The following is a 23,124-nucleotide window of genomic DNA, read 5'->3' on the forward strand; positions in this document are numbered from 1 at the left end:
GCCCCAGACGATCCTCGTACCCCTGAATTCGGGGATCCCCGGGCCGGAGTATAGACCGTAGGCTGGCGGCTCTACAGGGAATCCAGCTATGAGCCGTATTTGCACCTCGTTTCCGCGTCGCGGCCCCGCCACGCGGCCGCACCGCCTTGCCATGGCACTGGCCACCGCCATGTTGCTCGGGCCGCTGATGTCCGCCGGCGCGCTGGCCCAGTCCACCGGGGGTACTGCGCCCGGCAGCGGTGGCGCCGGTGGTGGCGGTGGCGCGGGCGGCAACTCGGCGACTGGCGCGGCCCAGGTCGGCGTGGGCGGTGCAGGTGGCGCGGGCGCCGATGGATTGATCTTTGGGGGTGGCGGCAGCGTGATGGCGGGCGGCGCCGGCGGTAGTGTGGGTTTAAGCCTTGTGTCTGGCCAGACGGGTATCGATACGACGCTGTGGGATACCACCGGCGGTAATGGCGGCGATGGCGCGAGCGGTGCCACCGGTGGGCAGTACAGCGGCGGAGGCGGCGGAGGCGGTGCGGCCGTGTACGTACCCGATTCGAGCCCTTATTCCAATAGCGTCACCTTCAACGGCAACGTGACCGGCGGCAACGGTGGCAACGGTGGGGGGACGGATGGGTCGATCAATGCGGGCGGAGGGGGTGGCGGCGACGGCATCCTCGCGACCGACGCAAGCCTGACCATCAACGGGACCGTCACCGGCGGCCGCGGCGGTAACGGCGGCGCAGGGACCTATGCCGTGGGCGGTGGCGGCGGCGGTGGCGGCAACGGCATTGAAGGGGCCGGTCTCAACATCTTTCTCCGCGGCACCCTCAGCGGTGGCGTGGGTGGGCTGGGCGGCATCGACACGGGCAACAGCTCCGGGGACGGTGGCGACGGCACGAATGGCGATGCGCTGCTGCTGACCGGTGGAAGCAACTTCCTGAGCTTGCTTCCCACTTCCGTGGTCAACGGCGCCATTGACGTGCGTAGTGATGCCAGCCTGATGGTGTGGGCCAACTCCAATCCAGGTTTTAGCGGAGGAACGTTGGGCGACGTCGCGTTGATCAACGAGGGCACGACCACCATCAATATGGAGAACGTGGGCGCTTTCACCATCTCCGGTTCGATCCTTGGCGGCGGTACGCTTATCGTCGAGGGATCAGGCCAGGTGGCTGCCCAAGCCCTCATTCTTACGGTGGCCAACGCGTACACCGGTGCGGTCACCATCAACGCCGATGGCTACCTGATCCTGCAAGGCAACGGTGGCCTGGCGAACGCCCGTGATATCCAGGCGAACGGCACCCTCGACATCAGCACGGCGGCAAGCCCCTTCATTCATACGCTATCGGGCAGCGGCGCCGTGCAACTGGGTGCGAACACGCTGACCCTTACTGCCGCCCAGGGCGCCTTCAGTGGCAGCCTCCACGGCAGCGGCGGGCTCACGGTGGCCGCGGGAACGGAGCAGCTCTCCGGCATCAGCGATTACACCGGCGCGACCACGATTGCCCAGGGCGCGACGCTGGCGCTCACCGGTAACGGCAGCATCGGCGCGTCGTCTGTTGTGAACCGTGCGGGCACGTTCGATATCGCCGGCACGAACGCCGGCGCGAGCGTGAGCAACCTCAGCGGTGACGGTACGGTCGCGCTCGGCGCGCAGACGCTGACCATCAGCGCGGCATCGGGTGCGTATGACGGCATCATTGGCGGCACGGGCGGTCTCGCTATCGCGTCAACGGGCACCTACCTGCTCAACGGTGAAAACACCTATAGCGGTGGCACCACCCTGCTTGCAGGCACGCTTGGCCTGGCGAACAACAGCGCCATCGGTACCGGCGCGCTGGCCATGGGTGCCGGCACGGGCCTGGACTTTGGTGCGGCCGCCACCACCTTCGCCAACGCGATCACGCTAAGCGGCGACCCCACGTTTAACGTGGCAGCGGGTAACACCACGACGCTCACGGGTGTGATCGCCGACGGTACCAGCCCGGGTGATGTGGTGAAGACCGGTGCAGGCACCCTGGTGTTCGCCGCGAATGAAACCTACACCGGTGGTACGGATATCCAGGCCGGTACGCTGCAGGTAGGCACCGGTGGCACGACGGGCACGCTCCTCGGCAACACGAACATCGCCAGCGGCGCGAACCTTGTCTTCAACCGGTCCGATAGCCTTGCCTACGCGGGCGCGCTGAGTGGTGCGGGCACGCTGACCCAGCAGATCGAAGGCACGCTGACCCTCACGGGCGACAGCAGCGCGTTCACCGGCAGCACCGACGTTACGACCGGTACGCTGCAGGTGGATGGCCGCCTGGGCGGCAGCGTGAACCTTGCCAGCGGCACGGCCCTGGTGGGCACGGGCACCGTGGGTAGCGCCACCATCGCGAACGGTGCGAGCCTGTCACCGGGCGGCGATGCCAGCATCGCTACCCTCGGTTTTGGTGGCGACCTGACGCTTGCGGAAGGTTCGCGCTACATCGTCAACGCCAACGAAAGCGGCCAGAGCGATAGCCTTGCCGTCGCCGGCAAGGCGACGCTTGGCGGCGGTGCGGTGGCGGTGCTATCGGCCGACGGCGATTGGGCGGTAGGGCGGAAGTACACCATCCTCAGTGCGCAGGGTGGGGTGAGCGGGCAGTTCGCCGGGGCGAGCAATACCCTGGCGTTCCTTGCGCCGGAGCTGAGCTACGACGCCACGGATGTGTATCTCACGCTGGCGCGTAACGCGGTGGCCTTCCCCGATGTCGGCCAGACCTTCAACGAACGCAATGCGGGCGCGGCGCTGGAAAGCCAGGGCGCGGGCGCGCTGTATCAGTACGCGTTGCAGCAGGACACGGTCGGTGCACGCCAGCTGTTCAACGCCGTGTCCGGCGAGATCCACGCCAGCGTGCAAAGCGCCGCCTTGCAGGACAGCCGCTACGTACGCGATGCCGTGAACCAGCACCTCAACGGTGAAGGCACCGGCCCCGAGGCAGCGACCACGCACGGCACGGTGTGGGCCAGCACGTGGGGCCACTGGGGCGATATCGGTGGGGATGGCAATGCGGCGCGCGTGCAATCCAATGGCAGCGGCTTGCTGGTGGGTAGCGATGCGCAGCTGCCAGGCAATACATCGCTGGGCGTGGTGCTGGGCCGCGGCCAGGCTTCGACCCGTGCGGCAGGTGCGGCGGGTAATGCGCATACCACGTCCACCCATCTGGGGATCTACGCGGGCACCGAGCTTGATGCCTTTGTTCTCCATGCGGGTGTGATCGGTTCGCGCCTTGCGATCGATACGCACCGCGGTGTCACGCTTGATGACCAGCGCGACGCGCTCAGTGCGCGTTACCACGCCACGCTGGTGCAGGGCTTCGTGGAAGCGGGATATCGCATCGGCCTCGGCGCCAACACGCTCGAGCCGTACGTGAACGTTGCCCGCGCGCACCTGGATAACGATCACTACCAGGAGACCGGTGGTGATGAAGCACTGGCCGCTTCCCGCCAGAGCACGAGCCTGAACACCGCGACCCTTGGTGTTCGTGCGCTGTGGCAGCTGGATAGCCAGGCCGGTATCAGCGCCATCACCCGCCTTGGCTACCAGCAGGCGTGGGGTGATCGCACGCCGGTGGTGACGCAGCGCTTTGTGAGCGGTGGCGGGGATGCCTTCGATATCGCAGGCGTGCCCATCGCTCGCCGCACGGGGATCGCCGAACTCGGGCTGCACATGCCGATAAGCCGCAGCGGCAGCCTGGACATGAGCTATCTGGGCCAGTTTGGTGGGGGAAGCAAGGATCAGGGCGCACGGGTGTCGTTGAACATCGCGTTCTGATTTGCCGCATTTCCCTACGAAACTCTACGCAACGCATGCTGCGTGGAACCACACTGTCTGTGGTGGGGTGGGAAGGCGATAGTCCATGGAGCCTCCGTGGAGTGTCGCGTCATGCGCCCAGCGCTCGCCCCGATCCGCTCCCGGTTCCGCGTTGCCGCGGCCACCTTGCTGGTGGGGGCGACGGGCGGTGCACCCTGCGCTCTCGCCCAACAGGTGGGGCCGGGGACGGTGGCTGGCCCCATCAGCGTGACGTCGGGCACGACGACCATGGTAGGCAACACCACGGTCGACCTGCGCAGCGGTGGCACATCCACGGCCAATTCGACCGCCGTGACCGGCGGCCAGCTGGTGATCGCGATGGGCCAGGGACCGAGCCCTGGGGCTATCCGCCTCTACACCGATAACGGCAACGCCCTGTTCGCCGATGGCGGCACGATCACGGTGAACAGCGGGGTCAACATCATCACCAACCGGGGTGCCGCGCTATGGGCGAATACCGCCGGAAGCGTCATCGCCCTGGCGGCAGGCAACGTCTCTTCGCTGGCAGGCGGTTACGCCGTGGTCTCGCGCGGCAGCGTCACCGTCTCGAGTTCGAACTTCAGCGACCCGTTCTACTCCGGCGCGAGCGCCGCGGGTAACGGCATGATTGCCGATGCAGGCGGCACGATCGATATCCGTGGTGCGAACACGCTCTTCACTACCGGTGCGACCACACAGGTGGGGCTTGGCGCGTCCGGTGCGGGTTCGGCGATCAGCGTCAACGGCAGCCTGCCGATCACGATGAGCGGGCTGGGATCGCTCGGCATTTACCTGTTCAACGGTGGCGCGCTTACCGCTGCACAGCCGATCCGCTTCACGTTCAACGCGGCATCCAGTGTCGGCATGAGCGTGGATGGGTCGAGCATGGCGGCGTCCGTATCGGGACTCAGTTTCAACTTCCTGGCGGCGTCGGGCGTCGGTGGCACCGGCGCGGTGGTGATGAATGGTGGGACGGCGCGGCTCGATGCGTTGACGGTGACCGGCCCGGCGGCGGCGCTCGGTGTATGGACCCAGCAAGGCACGACGGCGGTCCTGACCGGCAACAGCGTGATCGACATCAACGCACCCGCGGGCCGAAACGGCCAGTCGTGGCGGCTCACTTCCGGCTCGCTGGTTAACGGCATCTTCGGCAGTGTCACCGTACCGTCGTGGCGCGCGGGCTTGTTGAACCAGGCGGGGAGCATCGATGCCACGGGCCTTACCGTGAACGCGAACGCGGAGGGCAGCTACGGCGCCTACGTGGGTTCGAATACGGCGCTGTTAAGCACGATGAAGCTGACTGGCGCCACGATAAATGCACGCGGCGCAGGGTCCATTGGCCTGGAAGGCTATACCAGCAGCCAGTACAACGTATCCGGCTCTACCGTGCGTGCCGATGGCGGCACCGCCGCGCTGTATCTGTACGGCTACGCGGGCGTTCCGCCCACCCAGCCCGCCACCTTTCCCACCAGTATGTCGTTCAGCGGCTCGACGATTGCGGCGACGGGCGGTGCGTATGGCGTGTGGTCCACGAACTGGACGCGTGGCCAGTGGACGAATGCGTTGACGATCGACGGTGGCCAGCTCACTGCCGACGGCGTCGCGATCGGTGGAGCCGGCCCACTCGATGTGAATTTGTCCGGCGGGGCAGTGGCACAAGGCGGTACGTGGCTGCTTGCCGCCGAAGGCAACAACGCGAATTACGGCGTGCCCACGGTGATCAACCTGCGCCTCACGGGCTCACAGGCGCAGGGGCTGGTCGAGGCCGATGCAGCCAGCCAGGCCAACGTCGCGCTGGCCAATCAATCCACGTGGATCGGCAAGGCGTTCTATGCCACCAACGTGACCATCGATGGCAGCAGTGCGTGGACGATTCCCGCCAGTTCCGTGGTGTCCGATACGGTGACGAACGATGGCCTGGTGCAATTCACCGCACCGGATGCCGGTGTGCACAAGACCCTTTACACACGGGCGTGGGCGGGCAGCGGCACGCTGGGTTTGAACACCTACCTTGGCGACGACAGCTCACCGACGGATCGCCTGATCGTCGACGGCGGCGCCGCCACCGGCGCGACCCGGATCCGGGTGACGAATACCGATGGACCGGGTGCCGAGACGACCGGCAACGGCATTCTGGTGGTGCAGGTCGCGAACGGTGGCACGACCGCGCCCGAAGCATTCGCGCTCGCGTCATCGGTGGTGGCCGGTCCTTACGAATACACCCTGCATCGCGGTGGCGCGTCTGCGGGCACGGAGAACGACTGGTTCCTGCGCAACACGGTGCCCTGCCGCGATGCGAACGCGCCCGGTTGTGAGCCCACGCCGCCCACGCCGCCGGGACCACCGGGGCCGCCAACGCCTCCGGATCCACCGCCGCCCGCGCCGCCGCCGGGGCCGACCCCACCGCCCGATGGCGGCGACCCGCCGGCACCGACGCCCTTGCCGCCCTCACCGGAGGTGCCGGGCCCGATCGAGCCGGAGGGCAACGGCACGCCGGTTCCGGTCGCGCCGGTCTACCGGCCCGAGGTATCGCTGTACACCGCGCTGCCGGCGATGGCGTTGCGCTTTGGCTGGACCACGCTCGGCAACCTGCATGAGCGCGTTGGCGAGCAGGAGCAACTGCGTGAGCGCAGCGACCTGCGCGGCAACAGTTACCTCAATGCCTTTTGGGTGCGGGTGCTGGGCGAGGACGGCAATGTACGAGGTGCGCGCGATGGCATCTACGACGGCAGCCCCAAGTACGACTACAACACCATGGCCATCCAGGCCGGCACGGATATCTACGCGGAAGAGCACGAGAACGCCCAGCGCGACCACGCAGGCGTGTACCTCGGCACGGGCCGCATTCGCAGCGACGTCACCGATTACGACGGCAGCAACGCTGGCGACGATGTCGTGCGCGGACAACAGCTGGGGCTGTACTGGACGCACTACTGGGCCGAAGGCGCGTACCTGGATGCGGTGGCGCAGGGCACCTGGTCGCAATGGAGCGCCACCTCGAACGAGCGGCTGGCATTGCACAACAGGGCTTTCGGTTGGGCGGCATCACTGGAAGGCGGTTACCCCTTCCACGATGACTCGCAAGTGTTCGAGCCGCAGGTACAGGTGGTGTATCAACGCGTGGACAACGGCCGCGCATCGGATGCTGCGGCGAGCGTACGCTTCAGCGATGCAGAATCCCTGGTCGGCCGCCTCGGCTTCCGCTGGGCCAACACATGGACACTCGAACCCACCCGCGATGGCACGCACCGGCTGCTCACCGGCTGGCTACGCCTGAATGTGTGGAAGGAGTTCAAGGGCAACCCCACCACCTCGTTTTCTTCTGAGAACGGCGATGTCCCCTTCGATGGCGATATCAAGGGCAGCTGGTGGCAACTCAACGGCGGCGGCACCTGGCAGCTTGATGCCAATACCTCGTTCTACGCGAACCTCGGCTACCAGAAGGGTTTTGGTAGCCGGGGGTTTAGGGCGTGGGATGGGAAGGTGGGGGTGCGGTGGAATTGGTAGTGCGCCCGGCAAGCCGTTAATGAAAACCTAATCCCCCTACCGCAAGCTAGAGGACTCGCCCGCCAAGAGCCCTCCTGTGAACCTGCTTCTAGTCGAAGACGACGCCATGCTCGCCCGGGCCATTTGTGATGGCATCCGCCAGCAGCAGTGGTCCGTGGACCATGCGGGGGATGCGCCGGCGGCCCGTACTGCCCTGGTGGATCACGCGTATACGGCGGTTTTGCTCGATATCGGCTTGCCCAAGGGCTCGGGGTTGGATGTGCTGCGGTTCCTGCGCGATCGGTTCGATGCCACGCCGGTGATCGTCCTCACGGCCCGCGGCCAGTTGAGCGACCGGATCCAGGGCCTGGATGCGGGTGCCGATGATTACCTGGTGAAGCCGTTCCAGCTGGGCGAGTTACTGGCGCGCCTGCGGGCAGTGATCCGCCGGGCCGAGGGGCAGGTGGTCGGCCAGTTGACCCAGGGCGATATCACCCTGGATCCGCTCAGGCGCGTGGTGAGCCAGGCCGGCAAGCCCGTTGCCCTGAGTGCGCACGAGTACCAGTTGCTGCTTTCGCTGTTCAAACGCGCGGGGAGGGTGGTGAGCCGCGAGGAGCTGGAGCGGGCGGTGTATGGCGATACCGCGGCCGTGGGTAGCAACACCGTTTCAGTGTTTATCCACCAGCTGCGCAAGAAGCTGGGCGAAGGCGTGATCCGCACCGTGCACGGCCAGGGTTACACGACGGGGGAGGCACCATGAAATCCCTGCAGTGGCGGATGCTCGCAGCATTGGGGCTGGTGATCGTCTTCGCGTGGGCGATCTCGATCATGATGTTTGTCTCTTACCTCACTGAGGGGCAGAGCAACGCATGGCGTACGGGATTGCATACGCTCGGCGAGAAGCTGGTGGGTGTCCTTCCAGCCGAAGCTATTCCGCCAGCACCGGTGGCAACGCAGCCTGGAGGCATGGCGTCCTCCGAGCCCGCAAGCACCCTTACGGCGATGGTGCTCAACACCGTGGAACTCGGCCTCGTCGGCCTGCTGACCTGGCTCACGCTGATGGCGGCATTACGTCCGTTACGCGCGATCTCCGCAGGGCTGGCGCAGCGTGATCCTTACGACTCAACGCCACTGCCGGTGCACCAGGTGCCTACCGAGCTGCGCCCGCTCATCACGGCGTTCAACGCCTTGCTTGGCCGGGTCGACACCGCCATGCGTGCCGAGCGGCAGTTCATCGCCGATGCGGCGCATGAACTGCGCACGCCATTGGCCGCCTTGCACGTGCAGGCCGAGGTGGCGCTGGCGGCAGGCACGCTGCAGGAGAAAGACCACGCGCTGGAGCGCCTGCTCGATGTCTCGCACCGCACCCACCGCCTGGCCGAGCAGTTGCTTGACCTTGCGCGGCTGGATGCCGGGCTTCATTCGAGCGGCATGGTGCCGGCGGATCTGCTGGAGCTCTCACGCCATGTGCTCAGCGAGTTCCGCGTGCAGGCGGCCGAGCGGAACATCCGCCTGAACCTTGAGGGCGATGCCTGCCTCATCCGCTGCGATGTGGACGAGGTGGGGATCCTCATCCGTAACCTCGTCGATAACGCCATACGGCACGGCAACGTGGGCGGGCAGGTCACGGTCACCTGCCGTGGCGCTTCCGCGGCGAATGACCAGCAGGCCGAGCTCATCGTCACCGATGATGGCCCCGGCGTACCCGATGCCGACTTTAAGGCGATTTTTGATCGCTTTTACCGCGCGCCTGGGACCGTTACCCAAGGCAGCGGTATCGGTCTGTCGCTCGTCGCCGGTATTGCGGCGCTGCACGGCGCTACGGCGGAAGCCAGCCGGGCAGGGCGGCACGGTGGCCTTCGTGTGGCGGTCACGTTCCCGGTGGCGCTAAAAAATTCCTAAAAACTCTTTCCTACGATGTCGTCGAACCGGCCTTCCGCCATTCCCCTCGACGACCAGGAAAGACCATGCGTCCCCACGTTCCCTTTGTTGCCTGCTTCGCGTTATCCACCGCCTTGCTCACCGGCTGTGCCCACAGCACCAAGCCGGTCGCGTATCACGATATTGAATCCTCGGGCTACCTGCGGCCAAACGCGGAAGCGAAGGGCCCCCACGCCCTGTACACGTATGCGAGCGATGTGGACTGGAACGCCTACCAGTCGTTCATGATGGATCCGGTGGTGGTCTACCGCGGCGCCGATGCGCAGTTCGGCAAGGTGACGGAAGCGGAAAAAGGTGAGCTCGCGCTGTACATGGATGGCCAGTTCGTGAGCCGCCTGAAGGAACGCTACGAGCTGGTTTCGCTGCCGCGTACCGATACCTTGCGCATCCGCGTGACCCTGACCGGCGCGCAGCGTACGACGCGCTTCCTGAGCACCTTCACCAAGATGGATATGGGCGGCGGACCGATCAATGCCGTGAAATCGATGACCGGCGGCGAAGGCATGTTCATGGGCTCGGTGAGCTACGCCGTAGAAGTGTTCGATGCGTCCAGCGGCAAGCTGCTGAAGGCCTACGTCGACAAGCAGTACCCGAATGCCATGAACTTCAAGGCATCGTTCGGGCCGCTGACCGCCTCGAAAACGGGCATCGATAAGGGCGCTGCGAGCTTCGTGGGCAGCCTGGGCCGGTGACCTGCCATGTACCTCTCCTCCCGCATCATCGTGTGCCCGCGTTGCGACGCGGTGTATCGGCGGCCCGCACTGGGTGCTGAGGAGGCGGCGCATTGCCACCGTTGCGGCGCGTTGGTGATTCACGGTGCGCGGTTATCCCCGGCCGGCGGCCACGACGAGCTGGCGCTGCCTGAGTGGCGTACCCTTGCTGGTATCCCGACGGGCCACGACCTGGATGCCGTGATGTGCCGCGGCTGCGGTTCCACCGTGGTGGGCATGGATGGTAGCGACACCGCCGTGTGCCCCCACTGTGGTGGGCGCTTACAAGCGTGGTGGGGCGGCGATATCGAGGCGAGCTGGCTGCTGTTCGTGGTCGGGGTGATCAGCTTCGGGACATGCTTGTTCCTGCCGTTTGCTGGCTATGCGAGGCCAGGCCATCTCACCTCAGATGTCACGTTGTACGAAGGGATAAAGGCGCTCTGGCACCGCGGTGCGTGGGATGTCGCAGGCATGCTGTTCGCCGCAACGCTCGTGCTTCCCGTGTTTCGGTGCCTGGGCCTGGGTTGGCTGCTGTGGGCGGATGACTTCGATGTGGATGGCTTGCGCCCGCAGCGGATGGGGATACTCCGCGTGCTTGAGGGTGCTGCGCGCTGGACGTACCTTGAAGTGTTGATGATAAGTTGCGCTGCGATCGCCAGTTCCCTGGGCGCAGAACTGGCCATGCAGCTCGAGCCGGGAATTTATCTGTTCGGCGTATCGAGCGTACTGATGTGCCTGGCGACGCGACTGTTCGATGGAAGGCGCATTTGGCAGCAGCGGAGTATGGCTTAGGGACCTGTAGGAGCGTGCTTGCACGCGATGGGTGCTCGAAGCGCCGTGGATCGCGCGCAAGCGCGCTCCTACAAAAAGCGGCCCGCTAGAACAACGCCGCCGCCTTACCGACAGCAATCCAAACACCAATCAGGAACGGAATCCCCACCAGCGCCCACGCCACGACACCCACCACGCCGAACGAACCGCGTGCGGCGTCCTGCGCCCGTGCCGAAACAGCGGCCGTTTCGCGCTGCAACGATTTTTCGTGCGCGAGTTCGGCTTCGGTCATCAGGTCGCTTTCCTTCACCGGCTTCACCAGCAGGTTGCAGATCATGCCGACCAGCAGGAGGATGGCCAGGATGTAGAGCGTGCGGTCGTAGACGAGGTTCTTGGCGACGCCGGCATCGAGCTGGGCCTGGCGCACGGCGGCGATAAGGAACGGGCCGGCGACACCCGCCACCGACCATGCGGTGAGCAGGCGGCCATGGATGGCGCCGACCATCTGCGTGCCGAACAGATCCGACAGGTACGCCGGCACCGTGGCGAAGCCACCGCCATACATGGAGAGGATGACGCACACCGCCAGGACGAACATGGCCGCCAGGCCGGCATGGCCCAACGAGGGCAACGCGCAATACAGCACGATGCCGAGTGCGAAGAACACGAAGTACGTGGTCTTGCGCCCCATGAAATCCGACATGGAGGCCCAGAAGATGCGGCCCAGGCTGTTGAACAGGCTGATGAGGCCGACGAGCCCCGCGGCAGAAGCGGCAATGGCCGCCTTCTGCTCCGCGCTCAACTCAACGGACGCATCCAAACCCAGCAGCTTCCCGCCGAACACATCCTGGAACATGGGGCTGGCCATGGACAGCACGCCGATGCCGGCCGTGACGTTCATGCACAGCACCACCCAGATCAGCCAGAACTGCGGGGTCTTCCAGGCGCGATTGAGGTGCACATGGCGGTGGGTAATCAGTTTGTTCGTGGCCTCAGCCGGCGGGGTCCAGCCCAGCGGGCGCCAACCCGAAGGCGGCACGCGGAAGCCGAACGCACCCGCGGTCATCGCCACCAGGTAAATCACGCCCATCACGATGAGGGTGGTGGATACACCCGGCACGCCATCGTGCGAGAACTTCTGCATGAGCGCCACGGCAATCGGTGCACCAATCAGCGCACCACCGCCATAACCCATGATCGCAAAGCCTGTCGCAAGGCCACGCCGATCGGGGAACCACTTGATGAGCGTCGAGACCGGGGTGATGTAACCCAGGCCCTGGCCTATGCCACCGAGCACGCCGGCGCCAAGGTACACCAGCCATAGCTGGTGGATGGCCACGCCGATACCGCCGACCACCAGGCCGCCACCCCAGCACAGCGCGGCGATGAAGCCGGCCTTGCGCGGGCCGGCATGTTCCAGCCAGGCACCCCAGATCGCCGCCGAGATACCCAGCATGGCGATGAAGGTTTCGAAGATGTGGTTCACCGCCGGCACCGTCCAGTTACAGCCGGAGGAGAACAGCTGGTCAAAGAAGCCGAGCTGGGCACACAACGCCGGGTTGGCCTCGGTCACCAGCTTGGTCATGGGCAACCAGAACACCGAGAACCCGTAGGCCATGCCGATGCACAGGTGGATGGCCAGCGCCGCCGGGGGCACCAGCCAGCGGTTGAACCGCGGCCCGGCAATGGTGTTTTCACGGGCCAGCACAGACCCACGTGCCGCCGGCTCCCCGCCGGGCTTCACTGCCTCATCCATCGATTGTCCCCCAGGGCTATCGCCGGGCCGGGCGGCCGTCATGGAGCGATACCCGCGCGGGCGAGAGGGTGCCATGGATTTGCGTCAGGTCAAAGTCGGCTTTGGTCTAGGGTGGCTTAGACTTACGCCATGGGAGCACAAGGGGTAGCCATGGTTCGCAAACACGTCGTCCTCGCCGGGGACCTCGCCGGAACGGTGGTCTTTGCGATCGAAGGCGCCAGTGCGGCGATTCAGGCGGGCCTTGATCTGCTCGGCGTGCTGGTGCTGTCCTTCATCGTGGCGCTGGGTGGCGGCGTGGTCCGCGACGTGCTGATCGGTGCCACGCCGCCGAATGCCATCCGCGACTGGCGCTACCCGCTGCTCGCCTTCGCCGCGGGGCTACTTACCTTCGCGTTCCACGCGCCGGTGGCCGCGGCACCGCCCATGCTGCTGATCACCCTGGATGCCGCCGGTCTCGCCATCTTCGCCGCGACGGGCGCGGAGAAGGCAATCGATTACGCGATTACCCCGCTCAACGCGATCCTCATGGGCGCGGTCACCGGCTGCGGTGGTGGCGTGATTCGCGACCTGCTGCTCACCCGGACGCCGTTGATCCTGATGGCGGATATCTACGCCACCGCGGCGCTGCTGGGCGCCGCGGTGGTCGTGGTATGCCGGCGGTTGAACTGGCCGCCCGCCGTAGCAACGGCATTGGGCTGCCTAGTGTGCTTTGTGGTGCGCATGGCGGCGGTGCAGTTTCACTGGCAGCTGCCGCGGGTGGCTTGATGTGCCCGCGAAGCGGGAGCTAATTCACATCGTCGCGCGCTGGGCGCAGGCCCATGGTCGCGTGCGGCGCACGCGTGTTCGGCGACGTCTTCATGCCAAAGGCGAGCCGGAGCAGGTTCGAGCGGCGCACCACTACCTGATAAAGAAGCACACAGGTGCCCATGCTCAGCGCCACGATCACCGCGTACTTCACCCACGGGCTCCACGCGAGGTGGATCACGACGTAGCCGATCGCCACGATCACCGTCTGGTGCAGGATGTAGATCGGGTAGCTCGCATCACGGGCCCAGCGCAGTAGCGGGTTTACGAAGGCGAGGTAGCGGTAGCCGTAACCCAGGAACACCATCATCCACAGCCAGGTGAAGAGGTTCGCGCCTACGTGGTCGGCCGCGGAATCGTGGGGGATCACGCCGTGAGTGAGGCCCCAGATAAGGAAGACGATCGTGGCGACGCCCAGACCGAGCGACCAGCGGCGCATGTCGCCGAGCCACTTCCATGCGCCGGGCATGGAGGCCAGCACATACCCATAGATGGTGAGCAGCAGGTAGTGATTGAAGATGTACCAGTCGCTGACCAGGTTATGCGCTTCGGGGAAGGCCGCCTTCAGTAACGTCTCGTTGATACCGAGCGGCATGCCCAGCAGGAAGATCCACACACCTGGCGCCACGCGCGTGCAGGCCCGCTTCCACCAGAGCATCGCCGGAAGCAGAAGCAGCACGTACACGTAGAGATAGGCGATGAACCACAGGTGGTGCCAGCTGAAATCGCCCGACGGGTAGGCGTGGAACTGGAGCACCCGTGCCATGTAGAAGCCGAGGAAGCTCCCCAGCCAGTCACCATGCAGCACGCGTTCGAAGTAGATCTGCGGCGGCACGATCAGGAACATGCCGATGATCAGCGGCAGCACCAGCTTTTGCGTGCGCTCCTGGAGGAACCTGCCGGGCGTGCGTCGCTGCAACGCGAACCACATACCCGCGCCGGCGATCACGAATAACAGCGGCATGCGCAAGCGGTGGGCGATATCCATGGACCATTCCAGCGCCGGGATCGTCTGGTCATTGACGATGTGCCAGCCCCAGCCCACGAAGATCATCCCTGTGTGGAAGAAGAACAGCACGAAGATGGCGATAACGCGTAGCCAATCCAGGAAGTCGTAGCGTTCCTGCACCGCATCGTTCGAAAGCATGGCCGAAGGCCTCCCAGGTCATTGGAGACATCAGCCTGGGTGCTGCCGCGATGGTGTGCATCGGTTTCGGGGTAAGCGGGCGGTGGCTGGGGTAAAGCGGACGCTAGCGGCCCATCCGGGCGAACAGCTCGTCGCGATAGCGTCGGCTAAGCCGCAGGGTGCGGCCGTTGCGCAGCTGGATCTCGTAGTCGCCCTTGAACAGGGGCGAAAGGGAGCCGATGGCGGCGAGGCTTACCGCGGCGGATTTATGGACACGCACGAAGCGCTGGTTGCCCAACTGGGCGAGCAGGTCCTGCAATGTCCGGCGTAGCAGGTAGCTTTTCGAGGCCGTGTGCACGTGGATGTAGTTGTCGTCGGCCTGGATCCATTCGATGGCGGCGGCATCGATGAGCTGCAAGCGTTCCCTATCGGGGACGAGCAGGCGCTCGCAGTTGGCGACACTCTCCCGGCCTACGGCGACAGCCGGAGCACCTGACTCATGCGACTGAAGCCGCTCACGAACGCGCTGCAGGCTCCGCGCGAAACGGTCCCGATCGTAGGGTTTTAACAGGTAGTCGATGGCATTGAGGTCGAACGCCTTTACCGCATGCTCGTCAAAGGCGGTGACGAACACGATCAGCGGTGCGCTGGCAGGATCGAGCTGCGCGGCGACCTCCAGCCCCGAGAGCGTCGGCATCTGTACATCGAGAAAGGCCACGTCAGGCTGGTGTTGTTCGATGTCGCGAGCGGCCGAGAGTCCATCTTCCGCTGCGCCGAGCAGTTCGACGTCGGGCTGTTCTGCTAGCCACTTCGCCAGCTTCTCGCGGGCTGGGGCCTCATCATCGGCGATCACGGCACGGATCATGCGGCGCGATCCCGTGGCAGGGTGACGATGGCGGTTACGCCGTCGGCCTCGTTGCGGATGACCATGGATGCCGCCCCGCCGTAAATAATGCCGAGCCGCTCGCGGCCGTTGCGCAGGCCCACGCCTTCATCGAACGATGGTGGAAGCGATGAGCCGGTATTGCGCACGGTGAGCACCAGGACATCGCCTTCGCGCTGCGTGCTGATCACAACATGCACGGGCGTGAGCGTGCGTTCCACGGCGTGCTTGAAGACGTTCTCGACCAGCGGCTGTAACAGCAGCGCGGGAACCGGGGCAGCATCAAGTTCAGGATTGGCGTGCCATTCCAGCGTGACCCGATCGCGGAACCGCTCACGCATCACATCGGTATATAACGCCAGTGTGCGGAGTTCTTCGGCGAGCGGGGTCATTTCGCTCCCACCGCTACGCAGGCTGATTCGTAACAGATCGCCAAGCCGTGCCACCAGCCGGTCGGCACGTTCCACGTCCGTGTGCATCAACGCGGATACCGTATTCAGCGCGTTAAACAGGAAGTGTGGCCGCAACTGGCCCTGGAGGTGCGCGAGTTGTGCTTCAGCCAGCGCGCGTTGCGTCTGTAACAGGCGGTTGCGTTGCTGCTGCCACTGGCCGTGCGTATCGACGCCAAACAGGATGCCGAGCCAAAGCCCGGTGAACAGGATCAGCTTCACGGTTTCGTACACGAAGATAAAAGCCCAGCCAGCGTGCTCATACGGGCGGCCGGCCAGGGCATACACGCCATGCCGTATCGCGTACACGGCCGTCACGAAGGTCACCGCGGCCAGCGGCAGCCAGCGCAGGTAATGCCCGAACCAGGCCAGGGGGCGATCAAGGTAGATCGCATAGCGCGCCCTGACTTTTACGGCCAGGAGCATCCAGCCCGTCGCGACCAGGGCCGAGCTCCCCTCCCAAAGCACCGGCTCCCACCAGCGGATCCGCGGGTTGCGCATGGCGTCCTGCAGCGAGGCGCAAATCATCAGCAGCCAGAACGCCGCCCACAGGGCGGGTAGGATCCTGGCGGAAAGCGCCGTGCCCTGGGCCCGGGCGCCTGCCGTCGTAGGGCGGGCGGTTGCGTTCATGTCGGGCGAGTCTACCCGTGGGCGCGGCAGGGCGGCGCGGGTCTTGGGGTGACCGGGACGAAGCGCGAGCTTCAGATCAGCCGAATACCCCACGGCTTCACAGCCCACGCAAACAACGCGAAGCACACCACGGTAATCACAGCGCTGAGTGCCAGCGCCGGCCAGAAGCCAAATCGCCCGAATAGCCACGGGAATGCCAGGAACATGGGGAGCGTCGGGACCACGTACCAGAACGTGTACCAGGCGTGGTTGGCGATTTTCTCTGCGGGCTGCTTCTCGATGTAGAGCCAGGTCAGGGCTAACAGCGTGACCAAAGGTAGCGAAGCGATAAGCGCCCCAAGGCGGTCACTGCGCTTGGCGAACTCCGAGACGGCGACGACCACGGCGGCGGTAATGAGGTATTTGGTGATCAGCCATGGCATGCGTGGTTTCCCCCATTCAGAGCGGCGGTGGCGTGGTGGCACGGTAATTCTACGGTGCCGCGGCCCATGGAAATTCGGACGCCCGCCTGGGTGATCGGTGCTCCACTGGCCCGACCACTCGGAGGGCTGTGCCATGTCGGATAACGCCAGGCGGGATGCGGATGTCACCCAGGCGTATGACGCCGCCGATCTTAACCGCGCCATCCAGGCGTATAAGTTCTTTTATTCCACCGTCTCAGGCGCCGCCATCATCAAGGGCAACGAGCAGATCGGCGTGGTACCCAACGAGGTATTCGCCACGCTCGATTGCGGCCCGGAACAGCTGGTGTATACCGCCAACTCCGATACGCCCTACGGGCCCATCCTGCTGGACCTGGCCATTGGCCCACTGGTGATCGATCTGCCGCCGGGACCATTAATCGTCTGTGCGATGGACATCAACCAGCGCTGGGTTGCCGATATGGGGGTACCGGGGCCGGATGCCGGGAAGGGCGGGAAGCACCTCCTGGTGCCGCCGGGGTACCGCGGCGAATTACCCCGCGATGGGTATTACGTACACCAGGCGAGCAGCAACCGGCAGATTGTCGGTGTCCGCTCATTACCTGTGAATGGCGATGTGGCTGGCGCCAAGGCAAGGCTCACGACCATCAAGGTGTATCCGCTGAAGCCCGATACCCCATGGAAGGAGCCGCGCTGGATCGACGCCACCGGCAAACAGCAGGACACCACGCCGGCTTCATTCGAAACCAACGAGATGTTCTGGCGGGTACTCGACGATACGATCCAGAAGGAACCGCCTTACGAGGGCTACCGCGCCGAATACGGCAACCTGTCCGCGCTGGGGATTCAGAAGGGAAAGCCGTTCGCTCCCGACAAGCGTATGGCCGGCATCCTGCAGAAGGCCGCCACCGAAGCCAACGCGCAGATGCGCATACAGTCGTTCTTCGACCGCCGGCCGGATCGGCAGGTGTGGCCCGATCGCCAATGGGAGTGGGCCAGCCTGCGCTTCGAGGATGGCGACTTCAATGCGGGTGAATACCTTGACCTGGAAGCGCGCGAGAAATGGTTCTACCAGGCGATCGGCGCATCGCCGGCTATGTTCCGCCGCGATGCGAATGCAGGCTCCCTCTACTGGCTTGGATTACGCGACGCGAATGGCGCATTGCTAGATGGTGGAAAGAACTACCGGCTCACGGTTCCTCTGCCCGTGCCCGGCAAGCTCTTCTGGTCCGTGACGGTGTATGACCTGGAAACCCGGTCACAAATCCAGACCGCGCAGAACAAGGCGGCACTGCGTTCGTTGTTCGAGTTGGCCAACCTGAGTGGCGATAGCGTCGAGCTGTTCTTCGGTCCGGAAAGCAGCGCACATGCTGGCAAGCCCTGGATCCAGACCCTTCCGGGCCGCGGATGGTTTACCTATTTCCGCATCTATGGGCCGCAAGCCGCGGCCTTCGATGGAACCTGGAAGCCAGGCGATATCGACGTAGCCATGTGAAACGCCCCAGAAGGGCGGCCCTAAGCCGTCGCCTCCGGGTTGTTGTAAGCGTATTGCGCCTCATAGGCCCGCTTGTACGCGGGCCGCGCTTCACCACGCGCGACGTAGGCGGCAAGCTTCGGAAACTCGTTGAGAATCCCAGACGGTTTGACCCGCTGCAAAACCGAAATCATCACCAGGTCGCCCGCGCTGAATTCGCCATCCAGCCATTCCGAATCGCCGAGGTGATCCTGTAGCAGGGCCAGCCGTTGTTTGATCCGATCGACGACGAGCGGCATGCGCTCCGCGGCCCAGGGCTTGTCGCCCTCGGCAAACTTCGCTGTCTGCAAATCGAGGATCGGGTTCTCCACGGAGTTAAGCGCCGCGAACATCCACATGATCGCGCGTGACCGTGCGTGCGCATCCGGCGGAAGCAGGCCGCCATAGCGCTCAGCGAGATGAAGGATGATCGCGCCCGATTCGAACAGGGTGAACTCACCTTCTTCAAACACCGGAATCTGCCCGAACGGTTGCCGTGCCAGGTGCTCCGCCTGCTTCATGGCCGGAAACGAAACACCGCGCACCTCATAAGGCTGCTCAACCTCTTCGAGCGCCCAGCGCACGCGCGTATCGCGGGCCAGGCCCCTACCGCCATCAGGCGACTTTTCAAAGCACGTAAGGGTGATAGTCATGTCGACGCTCCTCCGGGTTTAGCCGCGATAACGCAATGCTTCCACCAGCGCCGTGAGGGCAGGGGCCCCTTGCCGGCGGTTCGGGTAATACAGGTGATACCCGGGGAACGGTTTACACCACTTTTCGAGCACGCGTATCAACGTGCCGTCGGCGACGTGGCCCAGCACCATATCTTCGGGCACCCAGCCAAGGCCAAGCCCGCGCATGGCGGCATCCAGCACCTGGCTGCCGCTCGTGGCGGTGACCTGGCCTTCCACCCGCACTTTTACCTCGCGCCCGTCCTTCTCGAAATCCCACACCATCAGGCCGCCGTGGGTGGGCAGGCGCAGGTTGATGCAGTTGTGGTCGGTGAGGTCCTGCAGGGTCTTCGGTTTCTTCCGGCGGGTGAAGTAAACCGGCGAGCCGACCACCGCCATTCGGACTTCCGGGCCAATGGGTACGGCGATCATGTCGCGGGCCACCTGCTCGCCCAGGCGGATGCCGATATCGAAACGCTCGGCCACGATATCGACCAGGCCGTAATTCACCGCCACTTCCACGGCGATATCCGGGTATTGGGGGAGGAAGCGTTCGAGGGCCGGCCAGATAATGGTGTTGGCGGCGTGCTCTGCCGTGGTGATGCGCAGGCTGCCGGCGGGCTTCTCGCGCAATTCGCCCAAGGCGTCCATTTCCGCCTCGATCTCGTCGAGGCGTGGGGCCACTGTCTGCAAGAGCCGTTCGCCGGCCTCGGTGGGGGCGACACTTCGCGTGGTGCGGGTCAGCAGGCGTACGCCCAGCCGGGCCTCGAGCCCACGGATGGTGTGGCTGAGCGCGGACTGCGACGTGCCCATTTTGGCTGCCGCCCGGGTGAAGCTGCGCTCCCGGGCCACCGCAATGAAGGCCATGATGTCCTGAATATCCTTGCGCATCGGGGCGGTACCGCGGCTGGAGAGGGGTGCCAGGGATGCTAGCACCGGGGCGAGCCATTCATATCGATTATTCATAAGCCCATGCGGAATTACCCGTCTAGTTCACTAGCGGGTCTGGCCTTAGATTGATCGTCGACCCCATCCCACCCGAGATACACACCATGCAAAAGCGCACCCTTGGTACCAGCGGCCTGGAAGTCTCCGCCATCGGCTTTGGCTGCATGGGCCTGAACTTCGGCTACGGCACGGTAACGCCGGAAGCCGAGGCCATCGCCCTCATCCGCGCCACCTACGAGCGCGGCGTCACCTTCTTCGATACCGCCGAGGTCTATGGCCCGTTCACCAATGAAGTGGTGGTCGGCAAGGCCCTCGCGCCCATTCGCAACGAGGTGGTGATCGCCACCAAGTTCGGTTTCGATATCGATCCGGACACGGGCAAGCAGAACGGCCTGAACAGCCGCCCGGAACACATCAAGAAAGTGGCCGAGGCCTCGCTCAAGCGCCTGGGCATCGAGACCATCGATCTGCTCTACCAGCACCGCGTCGACCCGAACGTGCCGATCGAAGAGGTGGCCGGCGCGGTGAAGGAGCTGATCGCCGAGGGCAAGGTTCGCCACTTCGGTTTGTCGGAGCCTTCGGCTGAAACCGTCCGCCGCGCCCACAAGGTGCAGCCGGTCACCGCCCTGCAGAACGAGTACTCGCTGTGGACGCGCGGCCCCGAGACCAACGGCATCCTCGAAGCCTGCGAAGAGCTGGGCATCGGCCTGGTCGCCTATAGTCCGCTGGGCAAGGGCTTCCTTACCGGCGCCATGAGCAAGGAAACCGAACTCAACGACAGCGACTTCCGCAAGATCCTCCCGCGCTTCACCGCCGATGCCATGCAGGCCAACGAAGCCCTGGTGAGCCTGCTGAAGGTCATCGCCAACGACAAGCAGGCCACGCCCGCTCAGGTCGCCCTGGCCTGGCTGCTATCGCGCAAGCCGTGGATCGTGCCGATTCCTGGTACGACGAAGATGCACCGCATGGAAGAGAACGTCGCCGCGGCGGCTATTGAACTCACCGCATCGGACCTGGATCGCATTGAAGTGGCTGCGGCGGATATCGCGATTACGGGTGATCGTTATCCGGAGCATCTGATGAAGATGGTGGGGCGTTAAGCCACTTCGTGGTCCCGCCCAACCTGCCAGACATACTTGGCGTCGCCCGGACGAAGCAGGGCGACGCCTTAGAATGTCTAACGCGTAAGCGATGGCGACTGGGTAAGCTGAATTGGTTCCTGGGCCTGGACCTGCTGTTGCGCTTGTTGATGCACCTGGCGTTGCTCGAATCGTTCCATCGCTTGAGGCCACTGGGCGCTGGTTTCAGCCACGGGCGTCATAGCTGCCTGTGTGGATACGCTTGTGAACTGATCGTAGAAATGATCACGGACACCGGGCGGGCGCTGCGCACCCCACAAGCGAGAGCCGTCTTCTGATAAGGCGATCTGGTCGATTCTGAGCAATCCGTCTTGCCTGGCCGCAACCGTCAGCCCCGCTGCGAGATTGTCGCTATGCGCATCCGGATTGCGGCCCATCGCCTGGTCTAAGCGATATACGTGGTTGCGGACCTGCAGATACAGTGCGTGATCTGCGTGTGCCGGCTGGTCCAGGGATGGCGTTGCCGCCTGTGTAAGAGCTTCGGAAACCGCGTCACGCGTACGGGCCCCAACGACACCGTCAGCAGTGAGGCTATGGTCTCGCTGGAACGCCTCCACTGCGGCCCGCGTCCCCGGACCGAAATGTCCATCGGTGACGAGATCTTGCCGGTGAGAGTCTTGATATCCCAATTGCGAGAGCTGCGCTTGGAGATCGGCAACATCCTGACCGCGAGATCCCTGACGAATGACGTTCGATGCCCCTTGCTGCTGAGTTTGTGTCGTATGGGTGCGGTCATGAAAGCCTGGATCTGGAGGGAGCCGCCCGTGTTCTTGTTCGTGTCGTTCTACAAAGCGTTCGAAGGCCGGGACAAAAGGCATGATGTGATCACGTGAAAGCGCGAGTGCTTCGGGGCTCGCGTGGGCACCGTCATGGTGGTAAGCGTAAATGTATTCTTCGCCTTCGCCGCGCCGGGTGGCCCGAGAGGAATTATCTTGATAGTAAGCGACCAGCGCTTCGGCCTGCCGGGTGAGGTCGCCTCGTTGCTCGTCAGGAATTCCGTAAGCATGCCCCGTATTCTTCACGAACTGACCCACGCCGTAGGCGGACGTGGGTCCGGCCGCAGCGTCTGGATTGAAGCCGGATTCGAATCGCGACTGGGAATAACGCTGATCCACTTGGCTATCGCGGTAAGCGGGCCCCTTAGGCTGAATCAGCTGGCCATACAGATCATCTTGGTCCGTCATTTACATCTCCTGTGATGCTCTCAGTTTCCGTACGCCATGGGTGTGTCGGTTAACTTGAGCTGTTTCGAAACTCTTATGAAATCGTTCGCATCTGGATGGCTACTTTGCCCGCCAGGAAGGGACGGATCGTTAACGAACGCCGGATCGCTTCGCGTCAGGATCTTGCCGTCGGCGTCATAGATGTGGTGCCACTCGCATGTGGCGCAGGTATGCGTGGCATCCCCGTACTCGACTACGAAGTACATGTGTCTATCTGGCGTGCTTGCACAGGCAAGGCCCACGGGATCGTAATTCTCAAGACCGTGCGGGAGCGGTAACGACCGTGGCGGGTTCCTTCCTTGCCGAATTACCAGCTCATTTCGGTCGCACTCTGCTCGGCTTGGGCTGCAATGAATCACCATCGTCGATCCGCCACAGGTCTTGGCAAATGCGTGTCGTCCGCCGTCGGCGTTAGCCTCGGAGCTGGACAGTAAGGCTGCTGCCAAGAAGGCAGCGATCTGGAGTTGTTGTTTAAGCATCATCCGTTCCATATGCATCTGCTTGGCAGCCCATCGCTTTAGATTCAACTCTGGGCTAGATGCCAGCATGTATTCATGCGCGCCAGGCGTCAACGCGTGACTGCCGCCCCCGCCGATGAGCTCGACCGAGCAGTTCAACCAGGCCCTTGAGTGGCTTCACTGCTCCCGCGGCTCAGTCCAGACCCTTGCCGATTATCTGCACGAAGCCGAAGCGATCGACCTGAAGGACACGGCGCTCGCCGTTGAATCCGTCGCCGCCATGATCCGCAAAGGCGCCGAGCGCATCTCTCGCGCCCACTCGCTGCTGCGCTGGGAATTCGCTGAACAGGGGGACTTGGCCTCGTAAGGCGGCGGTAGGTCCTCGGAATGCCGCG

General features: G+C 64.5%; 18 protein-coding genes. 10 read left to right on the plus strand and 8 right to left on the minus strand.

Features of this window, described 5'->3' with window-relative positions; all coding sequences use genetic code 11:
- Nucleotides 1–88: 88 nt before the first annotated feature.
- The 6 genes from ABIE56_RS15875 (at nt 89) to ABIE56_RS15900 (ending at nt 10,728) form a co-directional block, all read left to right on the plus strand.
- Nucleotides 89–3,781 carry an autotransporter domain-containing protein gene (locus tag ABIE56_RS15875; protein ID WP_429244761.1) on the plus strand — a complete coding sequence of 1,231 codons (3,693 nt, stop codon included), beginning with the start codon at nt 89–91 and terminating at the stop codon, nt 3,779–3,781.
- A gap of 111 nt (nt 3,782–3,892) precedes the next feature.
- Nucleotides 3,893–7,306, plus strand: a complete 3,414-nt coding sequence (locus tag ABIE56_RS15880; protein ID WP_429244762.1) for an autotransporter outer membrane beta-barrel domain-containing protein — start codon at nt 3,893–3,895, stop codon at nt 7,304–7,306.
- A gap of 76 nt (nt 7,307–7,382) precedes the next feature.
- Nucleotides 7,383–8,045, plus strand: coding sequence for a response regulator transcription factor (locus ABIE56_RS15885; RefSeq protein ID WP_429244763.1), 663 nt, complete (start codon nt 7,383–7,385; stop codon nt 8,043–8,045).
- Nucleotides 8,042–9,187, plus strand: a complete 1,146-nt coding sequence (locus tag ABIE56_RS15890; protein WP_429244764.1) for an ATP-binding protein — start codon at nt 8,042–8,044, stop codon at nt 9,185–9,187. The genes ABIE56_RS15885 and ABIE56_RS15890 overlap by 4 nt, the downstream gene beginning before the upstream one ends.
- A 65-nt stretch (nt 9,188–9,252) precedes the next feature.
- On the plus strand, nt 9,253–9,918 hold the full coding sequence (locus tag ABIE56_RS15895) for a DUF3313 domain-containing protein (protein WP_429244765.1): 666 nt from the start codon (nt 9,253–9,255) through the stop codon (nt 9,916–9,918).
- 6 nt (nt 9,919–9,924) lie between these two features.
- Entirely contained in the window at nt 9,925–10,728 is an 804-nt protein-coding gene (locus ABIE56_RS15900) for a paraquat-inducible protein A (protein ID WP_429244766.1), read from the plus strand.
- 85 nt (nt 10,729–10,813) lie between these two features.
- Here ABIE56_RS15900 and ABIE56_RS15905 read toward each other — a convergent pair whose 3' ends face one another.
- Entirely contained in the window at nt 10,814–12,463 is a 1,650-nt protein-coding gene (locus ABIE56_RS15905) for an OFA family MFS transporter (protein ID WP_429244789.1), read from the minus strand.
- Between the two features lie 150 nt (nt 12,464–12,613).
- Between ABIE56_RS15905 and ABIE56_RS15910 the strand changes: the two genes are divergently transcribed.
- Complete coding sequence (locus ABIE56_RS15910; protein WP_429244767.1) at nt 12,614–13,228, plus strand: trimeric intracellular cation channel family protein; 615 nt, start codon at nt 12,614–12,616, stop codon at nt 13,226–13,228.
- A 19-nt stretch (nt 13,229–13,247) separates the two neighbouring features.
- Here the strand turns inward: ABIE56_RS15910 and ABIE56_RS15915 are convergent, their stop codons facing one another.
- The 4 genes from ABIE56_RS15915 to ABIE56_RS15930 all read right to left on the minus strand — a co-directional run bounded on the left by ABIE56_RS15915 (nt 13,248) and on the right by ABIE56_RS15930 (nt 16,777).
- Nucleotides 13,248–14,414 carry an acyltransferase family protein gene (locus tag ABIE56_RS15915; protein WP_429244768.1) on the minus strand — a complete coding sequence of 389 codons (1,167 nt, stop codon included), beginning with the start codon at nt 14,412–14,414 and terminating at the stop codon, nt 13,248–13,250.
- Nucleotides 14,415–14,517: 103 nt separating this feature from the next.
- On the minus strand, nt 14,518–15,258 hold the full coding sequence (locus tag ABIE56_RS15920) for a LytR/AlgR family response regulator transcription factor (protein WP_429244769.1): 741 nt from the start codon (nt 15,256–15,258) through the stop codon (nt 14,518–14,520).
- Nucleotides 15,255–16,355, minus strand: a complete 1,101-nt coding sequence (locus ABIE56_RS15925; protein WP_429244770.1) for a sensor histidine kinase — start codon at nt 16,353–16,355, stop codon at nt 15,255–15,257. The genes ABIE56_RS15920 and ABIE56_RS15925 overlap by 4 nt, the downstream gene beginning before the upstream one ends.
- A 71-nt stretch (nt 16,356–16,426) precedes the next feature.
- The gene (locus tag ABIE56_RS15930; protein WP_429244771.1) at nt 16,427–16,777 is read right to left on the minus strand and encodes a DUF3147 family protein; all 351 of its coding nucleotides are present in this window, start codon (nt 16,775–16,777) and stop codon (nt 16,427–16,429) included.
- Between the two features lie 133 nt (nt 16,778–16,910).
- Here ABIE56_RS15930 and ABIE56_RS15935 point away from each other — a divergent pair, with 133 nt between their 5' ends.
- A complete protein-coding gene (locus ABIE56_RS15935; RefSeq protein WP_429244772.1) occupies nt 16,911–18,272 on the plus strand; it encodes a DUF1254 domain-containing protein in 1,362 nt (453 codons plus the stop codon).
- Nucleotides 18,273–18,292: 20 nt separating this feature from the next.
- On the opposite strand, the gene ABIE56_RS15940 is transcribed toward ABIE56_RS15935, so the two are convergent.
- Together ABIE56_RS15940 and ABIE56_RS15945 are read right to left on the minus strand one after the other, a co-directional pair.
- Entirely contained in the window at nt 18,293–18,943 is a 651-nt protein-coding gene (locus ABIE56_RS15940) for a glutathione S-transferase family protein (RefSeq protein WP_429244773.1), read from the minus strand.
- 18 nt (nt 18,944–18,961) lie between these two features.
- Nucleotides 18,962–19,852: a LysR family transcriptional regulator gene (locus tag ABIE56_RS15945; RefSeq protein WP_429244774.1), complete on the minus strand. Its 891-nt coding sequence runs from the start codon at nt 19,850–19,852 to the stop codon at nt 18,962–18,964.
- Nucleotides 19,853–20,013: 161 nt separating this feature from the next.
- On the opposite strand from ABIE56_RS15945, the gene ABIE56_RS15950 reads away from it, so the two are divergent.
- On the plus strand, nt 20,014–21,009 hold the full coding sequence (locus tag ABIE56_RS15950) for an aldo/keto reductase (protein ID WP_429244775.1): 996 nt from the start codon (nt 20,014–20,016) through the stop codon (nt 21,007–21,009).
- 77 nt (nt 21,010–21,086) lie between these two features.
- On the opposite strand, the gene ABIE56_RS15955 is transcribed toward ABIE56_RS15950, so the two are convergent.
- Nucleotides 21,087–22,232 carry an XVIPCD domain-containing protein gene (locus tag ABIE56_RS15955; protein WP_429244776.1) on the minus strand — a complete coding sequence of 382 codons (1,146 nt, stop codon included), beginning with the start codon at nt 22,230–22,232 and terminating at the stop codon, nt 21,087–21,089.
- Between the two features lie 633 nt (nt 22,233–22,865).
- Here ABIE56_RS15955 and ABIE56_RS15960 point away from each other — a divergent pair.
- Nucleotides 22,866–23,096, plus strand: coding sequence for a hypothetical protein (locus ABIE56_RS15960; RefSeq protein WP_429244777.1), 231 nt, complete (start codon nt 22,866–22,868; stop codon nt 23,094–23,096).
- Nucleotides 23,097–23,124: the final 28 nt, after the last annotated feature.

It is taken from the genome of Luteibacter sp. 621, from assembly GCF_050435445.1.
GTDB lineage: Bacteria > Pseudomonadota > Gammaproteobacteria > Xanthomonadales > Rhodanobacteraceae > Luteibacter.